18 protein-coding genes are annotated in these 22179 nt (G+C 54.1%); 14 read left to right on the forward strand and 4 right to left on the reverse strand.

The annotated features are described in order from the left end of the window. Nucleotides 1-102: 102 nt before the first annotated feature. The 3 genes from pflB to ycaO all read right to left on the reverse strand — a co-directional run bounded on the left by pflB (nt 103) and on the right by ycaO (nt 5461). Entirely contained in the window at nt 103-2385 is a 2283-nt protein-coding gene (gene pflB / locus PUP35_RS07205; RefSeq protein WP_023310992.1) for a formate C-acetyltransferase, read from the reverse strand. A gap of 51 nt (nt 2386-2436) precedes the next feature. Continuing rightward, nucleotides 2437-3294, reverse strand: a complete 858-nt coding sequence (focA, locus tag PUP35_RS07210) for a formate transporter FocA (RefSeq protein ID WP_008499974.1) — start codon at nt 3292-3294, stop codon at nt 2437-2439. Between the two features lie 406 nt (nt 3295-3700). Continuing rightward, a complete protein-coding gene (gene ycaO / locus PUP35_RS07215; protein WP_115874634.1) occupies nt 3701-5461 on the reverse strand; it encodes a 30S ribosomal protein S12 methylthiotransferase accessory factor YcaO in 1761 nt (586 codons plus the stop codon). A 127-nt stretch (nt 5462-5588) separates the two neighbouring features. Here ycaO and PUP35_RS07220 point away from each other — a divergent pair, with 127 nt between their 5' ends. From PUP35_RS07220 to PUP35_RS07280, 13 genes are all read left to right on the forward strand, one after another. Continuing rightward, on the forward strand, nt 5589-6281 hold the full coding sequence (locus tag PUP35_RS07220; RefSeq protein WP_111964569.1) for a DUF421 domain-containing protein: 693 nt from the start codon (nt 5589-5591) through the stop codon (nt 6279-6281). Nucleotides 6282-6443: 162 nt separating this feature from the next. Then, on the forward strand, nt 6444-7532 hold the full coding sequence (gene serC / locus PUP35_RS07225) for a 3-phosphoserine/phosphohydroxythreonine transaminase (RefSeq protein ID WP_274242463.1): 1089 nt from the start codon (nt 6444-6446) through the stop codon (nt 7530-7532). A gap of 69 nt (nt 7533-7601) precedes the next feature. Further along, nucleotides 7602-8885: a 3-phosphoshikimate 1-carboxyvinyltransferase gene (gene aroA / locus PUP35_RS07230; RefSeq protein ID WP_111964567.1), complete on the forward strand. Its 1284-nt coding sequence runs from the start codon at nt 7602-7604 to the stop codon at nt 8883-8885. Nucleotides 8886-9070: 185 nt separating this feature from the next. After that, on the forward strand, nt 9071-9754 hold the full coding sequence (cmk, locus tag PUP35_RS07235; protein WP_024907794.1) for a (d)CMP kinase: 684 nt from the start codon (nt 9071-9073) through the stop codon (nt 9752-9754). Nucleotides 9755-9865: 111 nt separating this feature from the next. Continuing rightward, nucleotides 9866-11539: a 30S ribosomal protein S1 gene (gene rpsA, locus PUP35_RS07240; protein ID WP_008499966.1), complete on the forward strand. Its 1674-nt coding sequence runs from the start codon at nt 9866-9868 to the stop codon at nt 11537-11539. A gap of 170 nt (nt 11540-11709) precedes the next feature. Continuing rightward, the gene (ihfB, locus tag PUP35_RS07245; RefSeq protein WP_008499965.1) at nt 11710-11997 is read left to right on the forward strand and encodes an integration host factor subunit beta; all 288 of its coding nucleotides are present in this window, start codon (nt 11710-11712) and stop codon (nt 11995-11997) included. A 214-nt stretch (nt 11998-12211) separates the two neighbouring features. Continuing rightward, nucleotides 12212-14476 carry a ComEC family protein gene (locus PUP35_RS07250; RefSeq protein ID WP_274242464.1) on the forward strand — a complete coding sequence of 755 codons (2265 nt, stop codon included), beginning with the start codon at nt 12212-12214 and terminating at the stop codon, nt 14474-14476. A 36-nt stretch (nt 14477-14512) separates the two neighbouring features. Further along, nucleotides 14513-16261, forward strand: coding sequence for a lipid A ABC transporter ATP-binding protein/permease MsbA (gene msbA / locus PUP35_RS07255; RefSeq protein ID WP_111964565.1), 1749 nt, complete (start codon nt 14513-14515; stop codon nt 16259-16261). Beyond that, nucleotides 16258-17235, forward strand: a complete 978-nt coding sequence (gene lpxK / locus PUP35_RS07260) for a tetraacyldisaccharide 4'-kinase (protein ID WP_274242465.1) — start codon at nt 16258-16260, stop codon at nt 17233-17235. The genes msbA and lpxK overlap by 4 nt, the downstream gene beginning before the upstream one ends. Nucleotides 17236-17279: 44 nt before the next feature. Further along, complete coding sequence (locus tag PUP35_RS07265) at nt 17280-18509, forward strand: winged helix-turn-helix domain-containing protein (protein ID WP_274242466.1); 1230 nt, start codon at nt 17280-17282, stop codon at nt 18507-18509. 45 nt (nt 18510-18554) lie between these two features. Then, nucleotides 18555-18737, forward strand: coding sequence for a protein YcaR (gene ycaR, locus PUP35_RS07270; RefSeq protein WP_006174474.1), 183 nt, complete (start codon nt 18555-18557; stop codon nt 18735-18737). Then, nucleotides 18734-19480, forward strand: coding sequence for a 3-deoxy-manno-octulosonate cytidylyltransferase (gene kdsB / locus PUP35_RS07275; RefSeq protein WP_008499959.1), 747 nt, complete (start codon nt 18734-18736; stop codon nt 19478-19480). Before ycaR ends, kdsB begins: the two co-directional genes overlap by 4 nt. 142 nt (nt 19481-19622) lie before the next feature. Then, on the forward strand, nt 19623-20516 hold the full coding sequence (locus PUP35_RS07280; RefSeq protein WP_111964561.1) for a YcbJ family phosphotransferase: 894 nt from the start codon (nt 19623-19625) through the stop codon (nt 20514-20516). Here PUP35_RS07280 and elyC read toward each other — a convergent pair. Then, nucleotides 20493-21272 (reverse strand): envelope biogenesis factor ElyC, encoded by a 780-nt coding sequence (gene elyC, locus PUP35_RS07285; protein ID WP_063408037.1) that lies wholly within the window; start codon nt 21270-21272, stop codon nt 20493-20495. The two genes, PUP35_RS07280 and elyC, sit on opposite strands and share 24 nt — an antisense overlap. Nucleotides 21273-21396: 124 nt before the next feature. Here elyC and cmoM point away from each other — a divergent pair, with 124 nt between their 5' ends. Further along, complete coding sequence (gene cmoM / locus PUP35_RS07290; RefSeq protein WP_023311004.1) at nt 21397-22176, forward strand: tRNA uridine 5-oxyacetic acid(34) methyltransferase CmoM; 780 nt, start codon at nt 21397-21399, stop codon at nt 22174-22176. Nucleotides 22177-22179 lie beyond the last annotated feature (3 nt).

Here is a 22179-nt window from a genome sequence, read left to right on the forward strand (position 1 = left end):
TAGCGGGCAAAAGAGACTGAGGTGGAGAGGGTGCTAAAAAGGCCCCACTGACGTGGAGCCTTTATTGTACGCTTGTTAACGCGTGATTTCAGTCAATTCCACTTACATGGACTGAGTGAAAGTACGGGTGATAACGTCCTGCTGCTGTTCTTTAGTCAGGGAGTTAAAACGTACTGCGTAGCCAGATACGCGGATGGTCAGCTGAGGATATTTCTCAGGGTGTTCCATCGCGTCGAGCAGCATTTCACGGTTCATTACGTTCACGTTCAGGTGCTGACCACCTTCGATGGACGCTTCGTGGTGGAAGTAACCATCCATCAGACCCGCGAGGTTGGTTTTACGCACTTCGTCGTCTTTACCCAGCGCGTTTGGCACGATAGAGAAGGTGTAAGAGATACCATCTTTCGCGTAAGCAAACGGCAGTTTAGCTACGGAAGTCAGAGAGGCAACAGCACCTTTCTGGTCACGACCGTGCATTGGGTTAGCACCTGGGCCGAACGGCGCGCCAGCACGACGACCGTCTGGGGTGTTACCGGTTTTCTTACCATACACAACGTTAGAGGTGATGGTCAGAACAGACTGAGTCGGGATAGCGTTACGGTAGGTAGTCAGTTTCTGAATTTTCTTCATGAAACGTTCTACCAGGTCAACCGCCATGTCATCAACGCGAGAGTCGTTATTACCAAACTGCGGATATTCGCCTTCGATTTCGAAGTCGATAGCCAGACCGTCTTCGTCACGAATTGGTTTAACTTTCGCATATTTGATTGCAGACAGGGAGTCAGCAGCAACGGACAGACCAGCGATACCACACGCCATGGTGCGGATAACGTCACGGTCGTGCAGCGCCATCAGAGAGGCTTCGTAGCTGTACTTGTCGTGCATGTAGTGGATAACGTTCAGTGCAGTGACGTACTGCTTAGCCAGCCAGTCCATGAAGTGATCCATGCGGTCCATGACTTCGTCGAAGTTCAGAACGTCGCCTTTGATCGGCTCAGATTTAGGACCAACCTGCATTTTCAGTTTTTCATCAACGCCGCCGTTGATAGCGTACAGCATGGTTTTCGCCAGGTTTGCACGCGCACCGAAGAACTGCATTTGTTTACCAACAACCATTGGGCTTACGCAGCAAGCGATAGCGTAATCGTCGTTGTTGAAGTCCGGACGCATCAGGTCATCGTTCTCGTACTGCAGAGAAGAGGTATCGATGGACACTTTAGCGGCGAATTTCTTGAAGTTCAGAGGCAGTTTTTCAGACCACAGAACGGTGATGTTCGGCTCCGGAGAAGGACCCATGGTGTACAGGGTGTTCAGGAAGCGGAAGCTGTTTTTGGTAACCAGAGTACGGCCGTCAACGCCCATACCGCCGATAGATTCTGTTGCCCAGATTGGGTCACCAGAGAACAGTTCATCATATTCAGGAGTACGCAGGAAGCGAACCATACGCAGTTTCATGACCAGGTGGTCAATCATTTCCTGAGCGTCTTGCTCGGTGATTTTGCCTGCTTTCAGGTCACGTTCGATGTAAGCATCCAGGAAGGTGGATACGCGACCGAAGGACATTGCTGCACCGTTCTGAGACTTAACTGCGGCCAGGTAGCCGAAGTAGGTCCACTGGATAGCTTCCTGAGCGTTGGTAGCAGGACCAGAGATATCGCAGCCGTATTTAGCAGCCATCTCTTTGATCTGACCCAGCGCGCGGTGCTGTTCAGCGATCTCTTCACGCAGGCGGATAGTCGCTTCCAGGTTTACGCCGTTTTCCAGATCGGACTGCAGGGAAACAAACTGCGCGTACTTGTCTTTCATCAGGAAGTCGATACCGTACAGCGCAACGCGACGGTAGTCACCGATGATACGGCCACGGCCATACGCATCTGGCAGACCGGTCAGAACGCCAGATTTACGGCAGTTCAGAATGTCTTTGGTGTAAACATCGAATACGCCCTGGTTGTGGGTTTTGCGGTATTCGGTGAAGATTTTTTTCAGCATTGGGTCCAGCTCGCGGTTATACGCTTTGCAGGAACCTTCAACCATTTTAATACCACCAAACGGGATGATTGCGCGTTTCAGTGGTGCTTCAGTCTGCAGACCAACGATTTTCTCAAGGGCTTTGTTGATATAGCCAGCATCGTGAGAAGTGATGGTGGAAGCAACGGAGGTGTCAAAATCAACTGGCGCGTGAGTGCGGTTTTCCAGTTTAACGCCTTCCATTACGCTGTCCCACAGCTTGGTGGTCGCGTCAGTTGCGCCAGCCAGGAAGGATTCGTCACCTTCATACGGGGTATAGTTTTTCTGAATGAAGTCACGTACGTTTACTTCATTCTGCCAGTCACCTTTCGCAAAACCTTCCCAGGCTGTGGCTAACTTTTCATTAAGCTCGGACATGTAACACCTACCTTCTTAAGTGGATTTTTTATTTACTGCCTGAGAAAACCATCAATGATGATCGTCGCCACGCAGGTAAATGACCCAGTATGTCAACCCAACTAACAGACCCCCACCGATAATGTTCCCGATAGTGACAGGGATCAGGTTATCAGTAATGAAATTCATAATAGTCAGGTGTGAGAAACTTTCCGGGGATGAACCAACTGCGGTCCAGAACTCCGGGCTCGCAAAGTCGCGGATGACAATGCCCATTGGGATCATGAACATATTCGCGATACTGTGCTCAAAGCCGCTGGCAACAAACATCGCAACCGGCAGAACCATAATTAAGGCTTTGTCCATCAGGCTACGACCCGAGTAGCTCATCCATACAGCCAGGCAGACCATCAGGTTAGCGAGGATGCCGAGAGCAACGGCTTCGATAAATGTGTGGTGCATTTTATGGTCGGCGGTTTGCAGGACGTTAAGGCCCCAGCCACCGTTGGCGGTCATGTACTCGCCAGAAAGCCACATCAACAAAACAAAGAGCAAACACCCAACCAGGTTACCCACGTAGACGTTAAGCCAGTTACGTGCCAGCTGACCCCAGGTAATTCTTCCGCTGGCCTTTGCCACGACAATCAGCACCGTTGAGGTGAAGAGGTCGGCGCCGCAGATGACGCAGAGAATCAGACCCAGTGAGAAACAAATGCCGCCAATCAGTTTGGCCATGCCGAAAGGCATTCCGGCAGTACCGGTGGTGGCGGTGATGTAGAAGACGAAAGCGATAGAGATGAACACACCAGCCGTGATTGCCAGATAGAACGTCTTCATCGGGTGTTTCGTTGCTTTATAGACACCCGCTTCTTCGGCAACTTTGGCCATCGCAGCGGGGAGTAAAAGATCAAAAGGGTTGTCAGCTTTCACACTAACTCTCTCTTTATTAAGTCGGCGACGAGATACTAACAAAGCATTATAGAAGAGAAATTGATATAGATCATATCTCGCCTGGCTTATAGGCCCGCAGTGTGTATGGATTTACAGCAAATGCGGAGTAAGTGTTTGATTATCCGTATAAAAATAAATTTTAAAAGTTATGAAAAGAGTTGAATTTTTTCGTTCAGCCACCTCGGATACAGTTAATTAATATGGAGTATTTACCATAAAAAGTAACAGTAAAGCCTAGGTAAATATTATTATATTTACCCATGTTTAACTTTATTATTACAATCAACAGTCATTGCCGAAGAAAATAAAAAACGGGGCAATGAAATTGCCCCGTAATATAGCCCAGACGATTGAATACGCCTACTGCTGGTAATGTTATGTGCGCTTATTTTGACCAGTAAGCGGCTTTTGCTTTCTGCAGTTTTTCGTAGGCCTTCAGCAGCGACTGGTGCGCCGGGAAGGCTTTCAGATCGCTATCAACAGCCTGCAGGCCATAAAACGGCGCTTCGCCGCTCAGGGCCGCGCTGGCTGCTTCTACAGCCTCAGCACCGTACATGCGCACGAAAGCGTTCAGGTATTGCAGCGGTTCGCGATCCTCTTCCTGTGCAAGCAGCAGCAGGGTTTGCAGGCAACGGTAATAGTTGGTGCGCTCGGCAGAGAAGACCGACTGGTTGAACTCCATGGTCCACTCGGTCCAGGCCAGGGCCTGATCCAGGTCGCCACCCGCCAGGGCCAGCATCGCTTTCAGCTCACCAATACGCAGGGTGTACCAGCCGTTGTCTTTACCGGTCGCGAGACCCAGGAGTTCGCGTACGCGGGTGAAGTCATCGTGGCCTTCCTCGTCCAGTTGGGCGATCAGGTTCAGATAATCTTCTTTTTCCCACTCGCTGCCAGGCAGAGCCAGCAGCGTTTCGCGCAGATGTGCACCCATGCTGTTATTCGCCAGCCACAGATCTTCTGCAGGGTAGATGTCGGACATGCCGGGAACAATAATGCGGCATGCATAGACGCCCAGGTGCTCGTAGTCGGCGATATAGACGTCCTGGTCTTCGGCTTTGAAAATCGCCATCAGCGTCGCGAACTCTTCTTCGGTTGTACCGGCAAAGCTCCAGTCCACGAACGGATAGTCTGCGTCCTGTTTGAACATATCCCAGGAGATCAAACCGCTGGAGTCAATGAAGTGGGTTTCGAGGTTGGTATGTTCAGCCACCTCTTCATCGTCAAACGTTGGCGGGGTGAATACGTCGAGATCTTTCAGGCTACGGCCCTGCAGCAGCTCGGTGACGGTGCGTTCCAGCGCCACGCCGAAGTCAGGGTGCGCGCCAAAGGAGGCGAAACAGGTGCCGTTTGTCGGGTTGAACAGCACGACGCAGATAACCGGGTACTTGCCGCCCAGCGAGCCGTCATAGGCAAAGATTGGGAAACCTTCTGCTTCCAGCTTAGCGATGGATTCCACCACGCCCGGGTAGCGCGCCAGCACGTCGGCCGGAATTTCAGGCAGGCTAATGGATTCGGCAATGATGCGGTTTTTAATGTGGCGTTCAAAGACTTCGGACAGACCCTGCACGCGCGCTTCATTGCGGGTGTTACCGGCGGACATGCCGTTGGACACATAGAGGTTGCCGACGATGTTCATCGGGATATAGACGGTCTGCTCGTCAGACTGACGGGTGAACGGCAGGGCGCAGATCCCACGGTCTTCATTGCCAGACTGCAGATCGATCAGCATGCTGGCGGTCAGTTCGTTGTCTGGATCGTAGAAGGCACGGAGGCGTGCGTCGAGAATACCTTCCGGCATTTCGTCGTCTTCGGTCAGCGGGAACCATTTTTCATTTGGATAGTGAACGAACGGGCCGTTAGCGATGGTCTCGCCCAGCCAGAAGTCAGCGAAGAAATAGTTGGTGGACAGACGCTCAAAATACTCACCCAGCGCAGAGGCCAGTGCCGCTTTTTTTGTCGCGCCTTTACCGTTGGTAAAGCACAGGGCACAGTCTTTATCGCGAATATGCACGGACCAGACGTGAGGCACCGGATTGAGCCAGGAGGCTTCTTCGATGTTAAAACCCAGGTCGGTCAGTTTCTGCTGGAAGCGAGCGATGGAATCTTCCAGAGCGGCATCTTTGCCGGGGATAAACGTTTGAGTCATGGCGTTCACTTTTATCGTACGTAAAGCGCGCAATGATACGGGTTTTGCGTGACGGGTGCTATCTTCGGCGAAAATAAATGGCTGGGCTATGCTTAGTGGCAGTAACTGACTGTTAAGGCATAGAAAAATGAAAGCATTTGATCTCCAGCGGATGGCGTTTGATAAAGTTCCTCCTGAATTTCTGGGCGAAGTGGCGTTGCGCAGCCTGTATACCTTCGTACTTGTCTTCCTGTTTCTTAAAATCACCGGCCGTCGCGGCGTACGGCAGATGTCGCTCTTTGAGGTGTTGATCATCCTGACGCTGGGTTCAGCGGCGGGGGATGTCGCCTTCTATGATGATGTGCCGATGGTGCCGGTGTTTATCGTTTTTGTTTCACTGGCGCTTCTTTATCGCCTTGTCATGTGGCTGATGTCGAAAAGCGAAAAGCTGGAAGATCTGCTTGAGGGGAAGCCGGTCGTTATCGTCGAGGACGGGCAGTTGGCCTGGGAAAATGTACAAAGCGCCAATATGACCGAGTTCGAGTTCTTTATGGAGCTACGACTGAATAGCGTTGAACAGCTCGGGCAGGTGCGTCTGGCGATCATGGAGACCAACGGGCAGATCAGCGTCTATTACTATTCTGACGACGAGGTGAAGCCGGGACTGTGTATCCTGCCGGATATGCTGATCGAGCGTTTCAGAACCGTACCTGAGTCAGGCGAGTATGCCTGCGTGAGATGTAGCCATGTGCTCGCGATGCAGCCGGGGGATCGTCAATTATGCCCCCGCTGTGCAAATCCGGAATGGACGAAGGTTAGCCGGGCCAAACGCATCACCTGACAGCCATTTTGTCGGTTTTGTCATGGCGAGGCGGCAGATTGTTTTGTGTGACGCGGGGCACATTTCACGGGTCATAAGTTTTAGACATTGCGGCGCGTGTCACTGAATGATAAAACCGATATCCACAGTTATAACTTATGGCTTTTAGCGTGGTGAGGGGAAATGGCTCAAGTCTTTAATTTCAGTTCAGGTCCGGCAATGTTACCGGCAGACGTGCTTAAACAGGCTCAACAGGAACTCTGTGACTGGAACGGTCTCGGTACGTCGGTGATGGAAATCAGCCACCGTGGTAAAGAGTTTATTCAGGTGGCCGAAGATGCAGAAAAGGATTTTCGCGATCTGCTGAATATTCCCTCGAACTACAAAGTATTGTTCTGCCACGGCGGTGGACGCGGCCAGTTTGCAGGCGTTCCGCTGAATATCCTCGGTGACAAAACGACGGCTGACTACGTTGACGCGGGCTACTGGGCTGCGAGCGCCGTTAAAGAAGCGCATAAATACTGCACGCCGAATGTTATCGACGCCAAAGTGACCGTTGATGGCCTGCGCGCCGTGAAGCCAATGAGCGAGTGGCAGCTTTCTGATAACGCAGCCTATCTGCACTACTGCCCGAACGAAACCATTGACGGGATTGCCATCGACGAGACGCCAAACTTCGGCAGCGATGTCGTGGTTGCCGCCGACTTCTCCTCCACCATTCTGTCTGCGCCAATTGATGTCAGCCGCTACGGCGTTATCTATGCGGGCGCGCAGAAAAATATCGGTCCGGCCGGTTTGACTATCGTCGTCGTGCGTGAAGACCTGCTGGGTAAAGCACATACATCCTGCCCGTCGATTCTCGATTACACCGTGCTGAACGATAACGATTCTATGTTCAACACCCCACCAACGTTTGCCTGGTATCTTTCAGGCCTGGTCTTCAAATGGCTGAAGCAAAACGGCGGCGTGGCGCAGATGGACAAGGTGAATCAGCAGAAAGCTGAACTGCTGTATGGCGTGATCGACAAAAGCGATTTCTATCGCAACGATGTGGCGAAAGCTAACCGGTCCCGGATGAACGTGCCGTTCCAGCTGGCGGACAGCAGCCTGGATAAAGTGTTCCTTGAAGAGTCCTTCGCGGCAGGCCTGCATTCGCTCAAAGGTCACCGTGTCGTTGGCGGCATGCGTGCCTCCATCTATAACGCGATGCCGCTGGAAGGCGTTAAAGCTCTGACGGATTTCATGATCGACTTCGAACGTCGCCACGGTTAATAGCGCTGTTTTCACCCCCGTAGCCCTGCTGCGGGGTTTTTATTATGTTGAGTTGAGAGTTAAGTTTTCATGGAATCCCTGACGTTACAACCTATCGCGCGGGTAGATGGCACCATTAATCTGCCTGGTTCAAAAAGTGTCTCGAACCGCGCTCTGCTGCTGGCAGCACTGGCAAACGGCACCACCGTCCTTACAAACCTGCTGGACAGCGATGACGTACGCCATATGCTCAATGCGCTGAAAGCGTTGGGTGTTCATTACATTCTCTCCGACGATCGTACCCGCTGCGAAGTGACCGGCAGCGGCGGCGCGCTGCAGACGGATGAAGAGCTTGAGCTGTTTCTGGGCAACGCGGGTACCGCGATGCGTCCGCTGGCGGCGGCCCTGTGTCTTGGGCGCAACAACATTGTGCTGACCGGCGAACCTCGCATGAAAGAGCGTCCGATTGGCCATCTGGTGGATGCCCTGCGTCAGGGCGGCGCGCAGGTTGAGTATCTGGAGCAGGAAAACTATCCGCCACTGCGTCTGCGCGGTGGTTTTAACGGCGGTCATGTCGAGGTTGACGGCAGCGTCTCCAGCCAGTTCCTGACGGCACTGCTGATGACCGCGCCGCTGGCGCCGCAGGATACGGTTATTACGATTAAAGGCGAGCTGGTCTCCAAACCTTATATTGATATCACGCTGCACCTGATGAAAACCTTCGGTGTCGAGGTGGAAAACCAGTCTTATCAGCGCTTCGTGGTGCGTGGGGCGCAGCAGTACCAGTCTCCGGGCAGCTATCTGGTTGAAGGCGACGCTTCGTCGGCTTCTTACTTCCTGGCTGCGGGCGCGATCAAAGGCGGTACCGTGAAGGTCACCGGTATTGGTCGCAATAGCGTGCAGGGCGACATCCGTTTTGCGGACGTGCTGGAAAAAATGGGCGCGGTTGTGACCTGGGGTGATGACTTCATCGCCTGTACCCATGGCGATTTGAAGGCCATCGATATGGACATGAACCATATTCCGGATGCGGCGATGACCATTGCCACTGCGGCGCTGTTTGCAAAAGGCACCACCACGCTGCGTAATATCTACAACTGGCGCGTAAAAGAGACTGACCGTCTGTTCGCGATGGCGACCGAGCTGCGTAAGGTCGGCGCTGAGGTGGAAGAGGGCGAAGACTACATTCGCATCACGCCTCCTGCAAAACTGCAGGTTGCCGAGATCGGAACCTACAACGATCACCGTATGGCGATGTGCTTCTCGCTGGTGGCGTTGTCAGACACGCCTGTGACCATCCTTGACCCGAAATGTACGGCGAAAACTTTCCCGGACTACTTCGAACAGCTGGCACGCATTAGCACGCTGGCCTGATAACATCTTGCCGCATCGCCTGATGCGGCATTTCCTTACGCTTCCTGACGAACACTTCCGTTCATTTCTTCTACACTCTGCTTCAATCAATCCGTAATTTGCACGCAAAGGTAACAGTTGCGCACGTTGACGCGTATAATGCGCGGCGTTCATGTAAACGGTATGCCTTATTTAAGGAGAAAAAGATGACGGCAATTGCCCCGGTAATCACCATTGATGGGCCGAGTGGCGCAGGGAAAGGGACTCTGTGCAAAGCGATGGCGGAAGCATTGCAATGGCATCTTTTAGATTCGGGAGCAATCTATCGCGTGCTGGCTCTGGCTGCGCTACATCATCACGTGGACGTGGCGTCAGAAGAAGCGCTGGTTCCGCTGGCCGCGCATCTTGATGTGCGTTTCGTGTCGACCGATGGCAACCTGGAAGTGATCCTTGAAGGGGAAGACGTGAGCGGGGAAATCCGTACTCAGGAAGTGGCGAATGCGGCCTCTCAGGTAGCGGCCTTCCCGCGCGTTCGTGAGGCGTTGTTACGTCGTCAGCGCGCGTTTCGTGAAGCCCCGGGTTTGATCGCGGACGGACGCGATATGGGAACCGTGGTATTCCCTGATGCACCTGTGAAAATTTTCCTTGACGCCTCTTCGGAAGAACGCGCTCAGCGCCGCATGCTTCAGTTGCAGGAAAAGGGGTTTAGTGTTAACTTTGATCGCCTTTTATCCGAGATAAAAGAGCGCGATGACCGCGATCGTAACCGCGCCGTCGCTCCACTTGTTCCAGCAGAAGATGCATTAGTTCTGGATTCAACCAGTTTAACTATTGAGCAAGTGATTGAAAAAGCGCTACAATATGCGCGCCAAAAACTGGCACTCGCGTAATCGCGACCGATTTAGCAGTACCCCCGCTGCAATGGATTGACGGCGGGTATGTGAAACAACCCCATCCGGCACGGAGCCAGGTGGACGTTAATATTAACCTGAAGATTAAACATGACTGAATCTTTTGCTCAACTGTTTGAAGAATCCTTAAAAGAAATCGAAACCCGCCCGGGTTCCATCGTTCGCGGTGTTGTTGTTGCTATCGACAAAGACGTAGTACTGGTTGACGCCGGTCTGAAATCTGAGTCCGCCATTCCGGCAGAGCAGTTCAAAAACGCCCAGGGCGAGCTGGAAATCCAGGTTGGCGACGAAGTTGACGTTGCTCTGGACGCAGTAGAAGACGGCTTCGGTGAAACCCTGCTTTCTCGTGAGAAAGCGAAACGTCACGAAGCTTGGATCACGCTGGAAAAAGCTTACGAAGAAGCTGAAACTGTGGTCGGTGTTATCAACGGCAAAGTTAAAGGTGGCTTCACTGTTGAGCTGAATGGTATTCGTGCGTTCCTGCCAGGTTCTCTGGTAGACGTTCGTCCAGTCCGTGACACCCTGCACCTGGAAGGCAAAGAGCTTGAGTTCAAAGTAATCAAGCTGGACCAGAAGCGTAACAACGTTGTTGTTTCCCGTCGTGCCGTTATCGAATCTGAAAACAGCGCAGAACGCGATCAGCTGCTGGAAAACCTGCAGGAAGGCATGGAAGTCAAAGGTATCGTTAAGAACCTCACTGACTACGGCGCATTCGTTGACCTGGGCGGCGTTGATGGCCTGCTGCACATCACCGACATGGCGTGGAAACGCGTTAAGCACCCAAGCGAAATCGTGAACGTGGGCGACGAAATCACTGTTAAAGTGCTGAAGTTCGACCGCGAGCGTACTCGTGTATCCCTCGGCCTGAAACAGCTGGGCGAAGATCCATGGGTAGCTATCGCTAAGCGTTACCCAGAAGGTACTAAACTGACTGGTCGCGTAACCAACCTGACTGACTACGGCTGCTTCGTTGAAATCGAAGAAGGCGTTGAAGGTCTGGTGCACGTTTCCGAAATGGACTGGACCAACAAAAACATCCACCCATCCAAAGTTGTTAACGTTGGTGATGTAGTGGAAGTGATGGTTCTGGATATCGACGAAGAACGTCGTCGTATCTCCCTGGGCCTGAAACAGTGCAAAAACAACCCATGGCAGCAGTTCGCGGAAACCCACAACAAAGGCGACCGTGTTGAAGGTAAAATCAAGTCTATCACTGACTTCGGTATCTTCATCGGCCTGGACGGCGGCATCGATGGCCTGGTTCATCTGTCTGACATCTCCTGGAACGTTGCAGGCGAAGAAGCAGTTCGTGAATACAAAAAAGGCGACGAAATCGCTGCAGTTGTTCTGCAGGTTGACGCAGAGCGTGAGCGTATCTCCCTGGGCGTTAAACAGCTCGCAGAAGATCCGTTCAACAACTGGGTTGCACTGAACAAGAAAGGCGCAATCGTAAACGGTAAAGTAACTGCAGTTGACGCTAAAGGCGCAACCGTAGAACTGGCTGACGGCGTTGAGGGTTACCTGCGCGCTTCTGAAGCTTCCCGTGACCGCGTTGAAGATGCCACTCTGGTTCTGAACGTAGGCGACGACGTTGAAGCTAAGTTCACCGGTGTTGACCGTAAGAACCGTGCAATCAGCCTGTCTGTTCGTGCTAAAGACGAAGCTGATGAGAAAGATGCAATCGCAACTGTTAACAAACAGGAAGATGCAAACTTCTCTAACAACGCAATGGCTGAAGCTTTCAAAGCAGCTAAAGGCGAGTAATATCAGGTTCTCAGCATCATTTGCGTTGTAACGCATTTACAGCGTGAAGGATGAGGAGCAAACTTGACAGATTGCAGGATTCGTCCTGTAATCAATAACAAAGGGCGGCTACGGCCGCCCTTGTTTAATGAGCTGTTCAGCTAATTGGTTTGAAAGGAACCGGAGGAATCATGACCAAGTCAGAATTGATTGAAAGACTTGCCAGTCAGCAACCGCATATCCCTGCCAAGGCAGTGGAAGATGCCGTAAAAGAGATGCTGGAGCATATGGCCTCCACTCTTGCCCAGGGCGAGCGCATTGAAATCCGCGGTTTCGGTAGTTTTTCTCTGCACTATCGTGCTCCACGTACCGGGCGTAACCCGAAAACTGGCGATAAAGTCGAGCTGGAAGGTAAGTACGTTCCACACTTTAAGCCGGGTAAAGAACTGCGCGATCGCGCCAATATTTACGGTAACTGAGTTTAGCCAGCCGGTTAAACTGGGTTCGAAAGAAAGCACCTGCGGGTGCTTTTTTTGTGTCTGTCGCTTTTATTCTGAAGATGTCCCGCATTTTCAGTTTCGTTTTCTGTAAGCCGATAAAAACAACACAGCGCGCGCTGCAAAACGCATTTTTCTCATCTGACATTTCGCACTGCTTGCATACATACTGCCGCTCTGAAACAGGGAGGTAGCAATGGGAATTCCCACGCTTAGTATCTGCGCCATTCTGGCGATAGCCCCGTTACTCTGGTTACCTGAACTGCCATCACCTTACACCGTGTGGGTCATGGTGGCTGGCGGGATAGTGCTTGCTGCATGGCAAAACCATCGAGTGAAGTATGCTGGTATTACGCTGTTATTTTGTGCGTGGGGCATTCTGGCCGCGCAGGAGAGCGTCTGGCCGATGCAGCATTTAACCACGGGGGCTGTGCAGGCTGAGGTAGAACTCACATCGACCGACGGCGCTACTCTGCATCAGGGAAACATTCGCAGCATTGATGGCAAGCGCTGGTGGGCTTCAACCGGCGTAACGCTGTATGGCAACTATCTGCCACAGAAAGCGTGTGCCGGTCAGCGCTGGACCATGGCGCTCAGGCTCAGGCCTGCCCATGGCGAACTGAACGACGGCGGTTATGATTCTCAGCGCAGCGCCTTTGCCCAACATCAAACGCTGAGTGGGCGCTTCACCCGTGCTGAACTCGTCGATGGGCGCTGCAGCCTTCGAGCGCAATACCTGATGTCACTGCAAAACCGACTTTCTGCTTACCGCTGGGGTGCAGTTATCCTCGGACTGGGGATGGGGGAACGTCTGGATGTTCCCCGGGAAATAAAAGACCTGATGCGTGAAACCGGGACGCTGCATTTGATGGCGATTTCGGGCCTGCATATCGCGCTGGCGGCATCCCTCGTCTGGTTACTTGCACGTGGACTCCAGTTTTTATTACCCAGCCATCGGGTCCACTGGCAAATGCCTCTCCTGGCTGGGTTATGCTTTGCCGCCTTCTATGCCTGGCTTACCGGTCTGCAACCTCCTGCGCTACGAACGGTCATCGCGCTTGCTGTGCTTGCAATGTTGCGGATCGCTGCCCGCCAATGGTCTCCCTGGCAGGTATGGGGATGCTGTATCGCAGCGATCCTGATAAGCGATCCCTTAGCCGTACTTTCGCAGAGTCTTGCCCTGTCCGCATTTGCCGTCGCCGCGCTGATTTTCTGGTTTCAGTGGCTGCCTCTTCCTGACTGGCAACGGGCTCGACGTATACGGCCGCTGCTGAACCTGCTCTCTCTGCAGGTCGGTATGCTGATGCTGCTGATGCCGTTACAGGTTCTGATTTTCCATGGCTTCAGCTTCACCTCACTGGTCGCGAATCTCTTTGCCGTTCCTCTGGTGACGTTTGTCTCCGTACCGCTGATCCTGCTCGGCATGCTGCTTCATCTGCTGCCGCTGGAAGCACTGGAAAGCGTTGTCTGGTTTGCAGCCGATAAGTCACTTGCGGGGCTATTCTGGATCCTCATGCGCCTGCCTGATGGCTGGCAGAGTGTAGATCAACGCTGGCAGTACATGACACTACTGCCCTGGCTTATCATCATTGGCTGGCGTTTTCGTGCCTGGAAAACCCTTCCCGCCGTTATTTTTGCAGGAAGTGTCTTACTGACATTTCCTCTCTGGAGAACGGAAAAAAGCGAGAGCTGGACTCTACATATGCTGGATGTGGGGCAGGGGCTGGCAATAGTCATTGAACGGCAGGGGAAAGCCATTCTCTATGATACCGGGCTCGCCTGGCCGGGCGGGGACAGCGGACAGCGGTTAATTATCCCGTGGCTTCGCTGGCATCACCTGCGGCCTGAAGGCGTTATTCTCAGTCATGAGCACCTCGACCATGCGGGAGGCCTCGCATCGTTGCAAAAAGCATGGCCTGACCTGTGGGTAAGAAGCCCATTGCGCCTGGCGGGGCATCACCCCTGTTTTCGCGGGGAGAGATGGAGATGGCAGGGACTCTCCTTCACCGTACACTGGCCCCCTGAAAATTACCCGGCTCAGGGAAACAACCATTCCTGCGTGGTAAAAATCGACGACGGTGAGCAGAGTGTTCTGCTAACAGGAGATATTGAAGCGCAGGCGGAACAGGCTATGCTTAGCCATTACTGGCGTTATCTGACCTCTACCCTCATACAGGTGCCCCATCATGGCAGCATTACTTCTTCTTCCTTGCCGCTGGTACAGCGCGTGGAAGGTAAAATCGCCCTGGATTCAGCGGCCCGCTATAACGCATGGCGATTCCCGTCAGCAAAAGTTGTCCGACGCTATCGAAAAGAGGGGTATATCTGGCACGATACCCCTCATTCTGGACAAATATCGGTGACATTCTCGCAACATCACTGGCAAATCCGGCGCTTGCGAGAGCAATTTTTACCCGTTTGGTATCATCAGTGGTTTGGCGCGCCCGTCGATAACGGGTAGAATATGCGGCTATTTCAACGAATGCTGGTTTTTTGAATGCATAACGACAAAGATCTCTCCACGTGGCAAACCTTCCGCCGTCTCTGGCCGATGATTGCGCCCTTTAAAACAGGCCTGATCGTGGCGGGAGTAGCGTTAATCCTCAACGCAGCCAGCGATACTTTTATGCTATCGCTTCTCAAACCGTTACTGGATGACGGTTTTGGTAAAACGGATCGCTCAGTGCTGCTATGGATGCCTCTGGTGGTTATCGGACTGATGATCTTACGCGGTATCACCAGCTACATCTCCAGTTACTGCATTTCCTGGGTATCCGGGAAAGTGGTGATGACCATGCGCCGTCGCCTGTTCAGCCACATGATGGGCATGCCGGTCTCGTTCTTTGACAAGCAGTCTACCGGGACGCTGCTATCGCGTATTACCTACGACTCCGAGCAGGTTGCCTCCTCGTCCTCAAGCGCACTGATCACCGTTGTGCGTGAGGGTGCGTCAATCATCGGCCTGTTCGTGATGATGTTCTATTACAGCTGGCAACTGTCGCTCATCCTTATCGTTCTGGCGCCGGTAGTTTCTATTGCCATCCGCGTCGTCTCAAAGCGCTTCCGCAATATTAGTAAGAATATGCAGAACACGATGGGGCAGGTTACCACTAGCGCGGAACAGATGCTGAAAGGGCATAAGGAAGTGTTGATCTTCGGCGGTCAGGAAGTCGAAACAAAACGCTTTGATAAAGTCAGCAACAAAATGCGTCTTCAGGGGATGAAAATGGTCTCAGCCTCTTCCATCTCTGACCCGATTATTCAGCTGATTGCGTCACTGGCGCTGGCATTCGTCCTGTATGCGGCAAGCTTCCCAAGCGTAATGGAGACGCTGACTGCAGGTACCATCACCGTGGTCTTCTCCTCAATGATCGCCCTGATGCGTCCGCTGAAATCCCTGACAAACGTCAACGCCCAGTTCCAGCGTGGGATGGCGGCCTGTCAGACCCTGTTCAGCATTCTGGATTCCGAGCAGGAAAAAGATGAAGGTAAGCGCGTCATTGAGCGTGCAAACGGCGACGTTGAGTTTCGCAATGTGACCTTTACCTACCCTGGCCGCGAAACACCGGCCCTGCGTAATATCAACCTGTCCATTCCGGCGGGTAAAACCGTGGCGCTGGTAGGCCGTTCCGGCTCGGGTAAATCGACCATTGCCAGTCTGATCACCCGTTTTTACGATATTAACGAAGGTGAGATCCTGTTAGACGGGCATGACCTGCGGGAGTATACCCTTCAGTCGCTGCGTAACCAGGTTGCTCTGGTTTCTCAGAACGTGCATCTGTTTAACGATACGGTCGCCAACAACATCGCTTACGCGCGCACTGATGAGTACAGCCGCGAGCAGATTGAGAACGCCGCGCGTATGGCCTACGCAATGGACTTTATTAATAAGATGGATAACGGTCTGGATACGATAATCGGTGAAAACGGGGTACTGCTCTCCGGTGGTCAGCGTCAGCGTATTGCCATTGCGCGTGCTCTACTGCGCGATAGCCCGATTCTGATTCTGGACGAAGCGACCTCTGCGCTGGATACGGAATCTGAACGTGCTATTCAGTCTGCGCTGGATGAGCTGCAAAAAAACCGTACCTCGCTGGTGATTGCACACCGTCTGTCGACTATCGAGCAGGCTGACGAAATCGTCGTGGTTGAGGACGGCATCATTGTTGAACGCGGGAGCCATGCTGACCTGCTGGAGCACCGCGGCGTTTACGCCCAGCTTCATAAGATGCAGTTTGGCGAATGATTGCACGCATCTGGTCCGGTGAATCCCCGCTGTGGCTGCTGCTTTTGCCGCTCTCCTGGCTATACGGCCTGGTGAGCGGCATTATCCGTCTGCTTTACCGTCTGGGGCTGAAGCGTGCCTGGCGCGCGCCGGTGCCGGTTGTGGTTGTCGGTAATCTTACGGCAGGCGGCAACGGTAAAACGCCGGTGGTGATCTGGCTGGTGGAGCAATTGCAAAAACGCGGCATCCGCCCCGGCGTGGTGTCGCGTGGGTATGGTGGTAAAGCGGCGCACTACCCATTGCTGCTGTCGGCGGAAACCACGACCGCAGAAGCGGGTGATGAGCCAGTATTGATTTTCCAGCGTACCGGCGCGCCGGTTGCGGTCTCCCCGGTGCGCAGCGACGCCGTGCAGGCCCTGCTTGCTAAACACGCGGCACAAATCATCATCACTGACGACGGCCTGCAGCATTACGCTCTGGCGCGTGATAAAGAGATTGTAGTTATCGACGGCGTTCGTCGTTTCGGCAACGGCTGGTGGCTGCCCGCTGGCCCCATGCGTGAACGTGCTTCGCGACTGAAGTCCGTTGATGCGGTGATTGTGAACGGTGGAGAGGCAAAATCGGGTGAAATCCCGATGCACCTGCAGCCGGGTCTGGCGGTCAACCTGGCGACGGGTGAACGCCGGTCGGTTGCTGAGCTACCTTCACCGGTGGCGATGGCGGGAATTGGTCATCCCCCGCGCTTCTTCGCGACGCTGGAGCAGTGTGGTGCCCGGCTTGAAAAACGCGTTCCGCTGGCCGACCACCAGGCGCTGGTGGAAGGGCAGATTGACGCCCTGACTGTGCCCGGACAGTCGCTGATCATGACCGAAAAAGATGCGGTAAAATGCCGTGCCTTTGCGAAAGATAACTGGTGGTATCTGCCGGTTGACGCTGAACTCAGCGGCGAGCAGCCGGAACACTTGCTCCAGGAACTGATTGCGTTGGTGCAGTAAAGGCTTACGCGGTTCCGGTGGCGCTTAGACTGACAGGAAAACGCATGTCATTACCGCAACTCTCGCTTTCAGCCGCACGTCATTTACACCTTGCCGCGCAGGGGCTGCTCAAAAAGCCCCGCCGCCGCGCACAGCCTGCCGATATTCTCTCTACCGTCCAGCGCATGTCGCTGCTTCAAATCGACACCATTAACATTGTGGCCCGTAGCCCTTACCTGGTCCTGTTTAGTCGACTGGGGAATTATCCTTTGCAGTGGCTGGATGAAGCGCTAAGCAAGGGGGAGTTAATGGAGTACTGGGCGCACGAAGCCTGTTTTCTGCCCCGCAGCGATTTTGCCCTGGTTCGTCACCGCATGCTCGCGCCGGAAAAGATGGGCTGGAAATACCGACAGGCGTGGATGCAGGAGCATGCGGCTGAAATTGAGCAGCTCATCGCGCATATTCAGGAAAACGGTCCCGTCCGCTCTGCCGATTTTGAACACCCGCGCAAAGGCACCAGCGGCTGGTGGGAGTGGAAGCCGCACAAACGTCATCTCGAAGGGCTGTTCACCTCAGGTAAAGTCATGGTGATTGAGCGGCGTAATTTTCAGCGCGTCTACGACCTGACGCATCGCGTGATGCCGCACTGGGACGACGAGCGTGACCTGCTTACCCAGGAGACTGCCGAGGCCATCATGCTGGAGAACAGCGCCCGCAGCCTGGGGATTTTCCGCCCACAATGGCTGGCAGACTATTACCGCCTTCGCCAGCCCGCGCTGAAACCGCTGCTGGACATCTGGCAACGCGAACAGCGCATCATCCCCGTCACGGTGGAAACGCTGGGCGAAATGTGGCTGCATGCGGATCTCCTCCCGCTGCTGCCTCTGGCCCTGGAGGGGAAACTTCAGGCAACCCACAGTGCGGTGCTGTCGCCTTTCGACCCAGTCGTCTGGGACAGAAAACGCGCCGAGCAGCTGTTCGATTTTAGCTACCGGCTGGAATGTTATACCCCGGCTCCAAAGCGCCAGTACGGCTATTTTGTTTTACCGCTGCTGCACAAGGGGCAACTGGTCGGGCGTATGGATGCCAAAATGCACCGCAAGACCGGAACGCTTGAAATCATTGCGCTTTATCTGCAAGAAGGCGTCAGGGTGACGGCGACCCTGGAAAAAGGGTTAACGTCCGCCATTAGCGAATTCGCGCGCTGGCAGGGTGCCCGCGACGTGACGCTGGGCCGGGTACCCGATGGATTGTTTACATCCTGTCGAAGTGGCTGGGAAACAGGCACGCCCTGAAAAGGGAATGTGTTAAGCTTTAGCGATTACCCATACGGAGGAACTATGGATCACCGTTTACTTGAAATTATTGCCTGCCCGGTATGCAACGGCAAACTCTACTACAGCCAGGACAAACAGGAGCTGATTTGCAAGCTGGACAGCCTGGCTTTCCCGCTGCGTGACGGCATTCCGGTACTGCTTGAAAATGAAGCCCGCTCCCTGGTAGCAGAAGAGAGCAAACCATGAGTTTTGTTGTCATTATCCCTGCGCGTTATGCCTCAACGCGTCTGCCGGGTAAACCGCTGGTGGATATCAACGGCAAGCCGATGATTGTGCATGTTCTTGAACGCGCGCGTGAATCCGGTGCCGATCGCGTGATTGTTGCTACCGACCATCCTGACGTCGCCCGTGCGGTTGAGGCAGCAGGCGGTGAGGTATGCATGACCCGCGCCGATCACCAGTCCGGCACCGAACGTCTGGCGGAAGTGGTTGAGAAATGTGGTTTCAGTGATGATACGGTCATCGTAAACGTGCAGGGTGACGAGCCGATGATCCCCGCTGTCATTATCCGTCAGGTGGCCGAAAACCTGGCCCAGCGTCAGGTCGGAATGGCCACGCTGGCGGTACCCATTCACCACGCTGAAGAGGCATTCAATCCGAATGCGGTGAAGGTCGTCATGGATGCGGAAGGCTATGCGCTCTATTTCTCCCGAGCTACGATTCCGTGGGATCGCGATCGCTTTGCGCTTTCTAAAGAGACCATCGGTGATACCTTCCTGCGTCATATTGGGATCTACGGCTATCGCGCCGGCTTTATTCGCCGCTATGTGGCCTGGGCGCCGAGCCCGCTGGAGCATATCGAAATGCTGGAGCAGCTTCGCGTGCTCTGGTATGGCGAGAAAATTCACGTTGCCGTTGCTGAGGAAGTTCCCGGCACGGGCGTAGACACCCCTGAAGATCTTGAGCGCGTTCGAGCCGAATTGCGTTAATCTTACCGGCATCTCTCCGCAGGGAGAGATGCACTCTCCGCTTTATTTTTCACTTTCTTTTTCCTGACTGATCTCTTCCGGGTGACATCTTCATTAAGGACGCTCATTATAAAAGCAGTAGTCTTAATGGGGGTAATCTCATATGGAACAGCTGCGTGCCGAACTTAGCCATCTGCTGGGTGAGAAATTAAGCCGGGTAGAATGCGTGAGTGAAAAGGCCGATACCGCGCTTTGGTCATTGTATGACAGTCAGGGCAACCCAATGCCGCTGATGGCCAGAAGTTTCACCTCGCCGGGAGTAGCCAGGCAGCTTGCATGGAAAATGTCGATGCTGGCGCGGGAGGGGACCGTCCGTATGCCGACGGTGTACGGCGTGATGACCCACGAGGAACACCCCGGCCCGGACGTGCTGCTGATTGAGCGTTTACGCGGTGTGTCCGTTGAAGCGCCTGCGCGCACGCCGGAACGCTGGGAGCAGTTAAAAGACCAGATTGTCGAGGCGCTGCTGGCCTGGCACCGTCAGGATAGCCGCGGGCTTGTTGGTCCGGTCGACAGCACTCAGGAAAACCTGTGGCCGCAGTGGTACCGCCAGCGGGTGGAAGTGCTCTGGGGGACGCTTAACCAGTTCAACAATACCGGTTTAACCATGCAGGACAAACGCATTTTGTTTCGCACCCGCGAATGCCTACCGGCACTGTTCGACGGCTTTAATGACAACTGCGTTTTGATCCACGGTAATTTCACCCTGCGCAGCATGCTCAAAGATGCCCGCAGCGATCAGCTTCTGGCGATGCTCGGGCCGGGGATCATGCTCTGGGCTCCGCGCGAATATGAGCTCTTCAGGCTCAGCGACAGCGGGGCGGCGGAAGGTTTACTGTGGCATTACCTTCAACGCGCCCCTGTTGCGGAAGCATTTCTCTGGCGGCGCTGGCTCTACCTGCTCTGGGACGAAGTCGCGCAGCTGGTGAACACCGGACGTTTTAATCGCGCAAACTTCGATCTGGCAACAAAATCACTGTTGCCCTGGCTCGCCTGACGATCCTTTCAGCCACTGCCAGAGGCGCCCAAGCGTCTCATAGCCGACGCGGTCGCTATGCATCAGCCACGCCGGGGAGGGGATAGCCCGCTCCCACGGGTTGAGCGGCGCGTCGACGGCCATCTGGTTTGCCGGCGCGGGAAGCGGGTGCAGGCCTTGCTTCTCAAAGAAAATCATCGCGCGCGGCAGGTGTGAGGCGGAGGTCACCAGTAAGAACGGGGCATCGCCAATCGCCTGCTTCACAGCGGCAGCCTCTTCTTCGGTATCTTTTGGGCTGTCGAGAGTGATTATTGAAGAACGCGGTACGCCGAGCGATTCCGCGACCCTGGCGCCCGCTTCAGCCGTGCTCACCGGGTTCGTTTTGGCCGCCGCGCCGGTGAAGATCATTCTTGATCCCGGATTCGCCAGCCAGAGGCGAATACCTTCGTTCAGCCGCGGCAGGCTGTTGTTGATCAGGTTTGAACTGGGGGCCCAGTCAGGATCCCAGGTATATCCGCCGCCCAGCACCACGATGTACGCCACTTTCTGCTTTCCCTGCCATGTCGGGTACTTGTTTTCGATGGGGCGTAGCAGACCATCCGCGACCGGTTGCAGGCTTAACAGCAGCAAGACTAACCAGCCGAGCGTGATAAGCGTTTTGCCACTTTTCTGAAAGCGACTGAACCACACCAGCGCCAGCCCCAGCGCGATGATGATGAGCAGCAGCGGAAGGGGAAGCATCATCCCTCCAATGTATTTCTTAAGGGTAAAAAGCATCCTTTTTGGTTCCTTTTTTGACCATATAGCAGGTGATTACCCGTGATATTACACCAGAGAGGTTCATTCTCCGCGCGGGTGTGACAAAATAGCGGTTTTGCAGTTAGCGAGTGGAACTCTCCCAATGCGGGATCGCAATTTTGATGACATCGCGGAAAAGTTTTCGCGCAACATTTATGGCACCACGAAAGGGCAGCTCCGTCAGACGATCCTCTGGCAGGATCTGGACACCATTCTGGCTACGTTCGGTGGTCAAACGTTGCGCGTGCTGGACGCCGGTGGCGGTGAAGGGCAGACGGCCATAAAAATGGCTGAACGCGGTCATCACGTCACGCTTTGCGATCTTTCTGCTGAAATGGTCGCCCGGGCGACGCGTGCGGCAGAAGAGAAAGGTGTGAGCGACAACATGCATTTCATACAATGCGCCGCTCAGGATATCGCACAGCATTTGGAAACCCAGGTTGATCTGATATTGTTTCATGCGGTGCTGGAGTGGGTTGCCGATCCGCAAAGCGTGTTACAAACCCTGTGGTCGATGTTGCGCCCGGGCGGCACGCTGTCGCTGATGTTCTACAATGCTAACGGCTTTCTGATGCACAACATGGTTGCAGGAAACTTCGACTATGTTCAGGTCGGGATGCCCAAAAAGAAAAAGCGCACGCTTTCCCCGGACTATCCGCGCGATCCACAGCAGGTTTATGGCTGGCTGGAAGCGATTGGCTGGCAGATAGTCGGGAAGACGGGCGTCAGGGTGTTTCATGATTATCTGCGTGAAAAACACAAACAGCGTGACTGTTTTGACACCTTAACAGAATTAGAAACGCGGTATTGCCGTCAGGAGCCTTTTATCAGCCTTGGCCGCTACATTCACGTCACCGCGCACAAGCCGCAGATGCAAGGATAACCT

It is taken from the genome of Enterobacter sp. S-33, from assembly GCF_028735835.1.
Lineage (GTDB): Bacteria > Pseudomonadota > Gammaproteobacteria > Enterobacterales > Enterobacteriaceae > Enterobacter > Enterobacter vonholyi.

Coding starts and splice junctions, on each gene's coding strand:
- PUP35_RS07220 (WP_111964569.1), top strand. CDS start 5,589: ATGAAAGCATTTGATCTCCAGCGGATGGCGTTTGATAAAGTTCCTCCT.
- ycaO (WP_115874634.1), bottom strand. CDS start 5,461: ATGACTCAAACGTTTATCCCCGGCAAAGATGCCGCTCTGGAAGATTCC.
- ycaR (WP_006174474.1), top strand. CDS start 18,555: ATGGATCACCGTTTACTTGAAATTATTGCCTGCCCGGTATGCAACGGC.
- cmk (WP_024907794.1), top strand. CDS start 9,071: ATGACGGCAATTGCCCCGGTAATCACCATTGATGGGCCGAGTGGCGCA.
- rpsA (WP_008499966.1), top strand. CDS start 9,866: ATGACTGAATCTTTTGCTCAACTGTTTGAAGAATCCTTAAAAGAAATC.
- kdsB (WP_008499959.1), top strand. CDS start 18,734: ATGAGTTTTGTTGTCATTATCCCTGCGCGTTATGCCTCAACGCGTCTG.
- lpxK (WP_274242465.1), top strand. CDS start 16,258: ATGATTGCACGCATCTGGTCCGGTGAATCCCCGCTGTGGCTGCTGCTT.
- cmoM (WP_023311004.1), top strand. CDS start 21,397: ATGCGGGATCGCAATTTTGATGACATCGCGGAAAAGTTTTCGCGCAAC.
- serC (WP_274242463.1), top strand. CDS start 6,444: ATGGCTCAAGTCTTTAATTTCAGTTCAGGTCCGGCAATGTTACCGGCA.
- ihfB (WP_008499965.1), top strand. CDS start 11,710: ATGACCAAGTCAGAATTGATTGAAAGACTTGCCAGTCAGCAACCGCAT.
- pflB (WP_023310992.1), bottom strand. CDS start 2,385: ATGTCCGAGCTTAATGAAAAGTTAGCCACAGCCTGGGAAGGTTTTGCG.
- PUP35_RS07265 (WP_274242466.1), top strand. CDS start 17,280: ATGTCATTACCGCAACTCTCGCTTTCAGCCGCACGTCATTTACACCTT.
- msbA (WP_111964565.1), top strand. CDS start 14,513: ATGCATAACGACAAAGATCTCTCCACGTGGCAAACCTTCCGCCGTCTC.
- PUP35_RS07280 (WP_111964561.1), top strand. CDS start 19,623: ATGGAACAGCTGCGTGCCGAACTTAGCCATCTGCTGGGTGAGAAATTA.
- elyC (WP_063408037.1), bottom strand. CDS start 21,272: ATGCTTTTTACCCTTAAGAAATACATTGGAGGGATGATGCTTCCCCTT.
- PUP35_RS07250 (WP_274242464.1), top strand. CDS start 12,212: ATGGGAATTCCCACGCTTAGTATCTGCGCCATTCTGGCGATAGCCCCG.
- aroA (WP_111964567.1), top strand. CDS start 7,602: ATGGAATCCCTGACGTTACAACCTATCGCGCGGGTAGATGGCACCATT.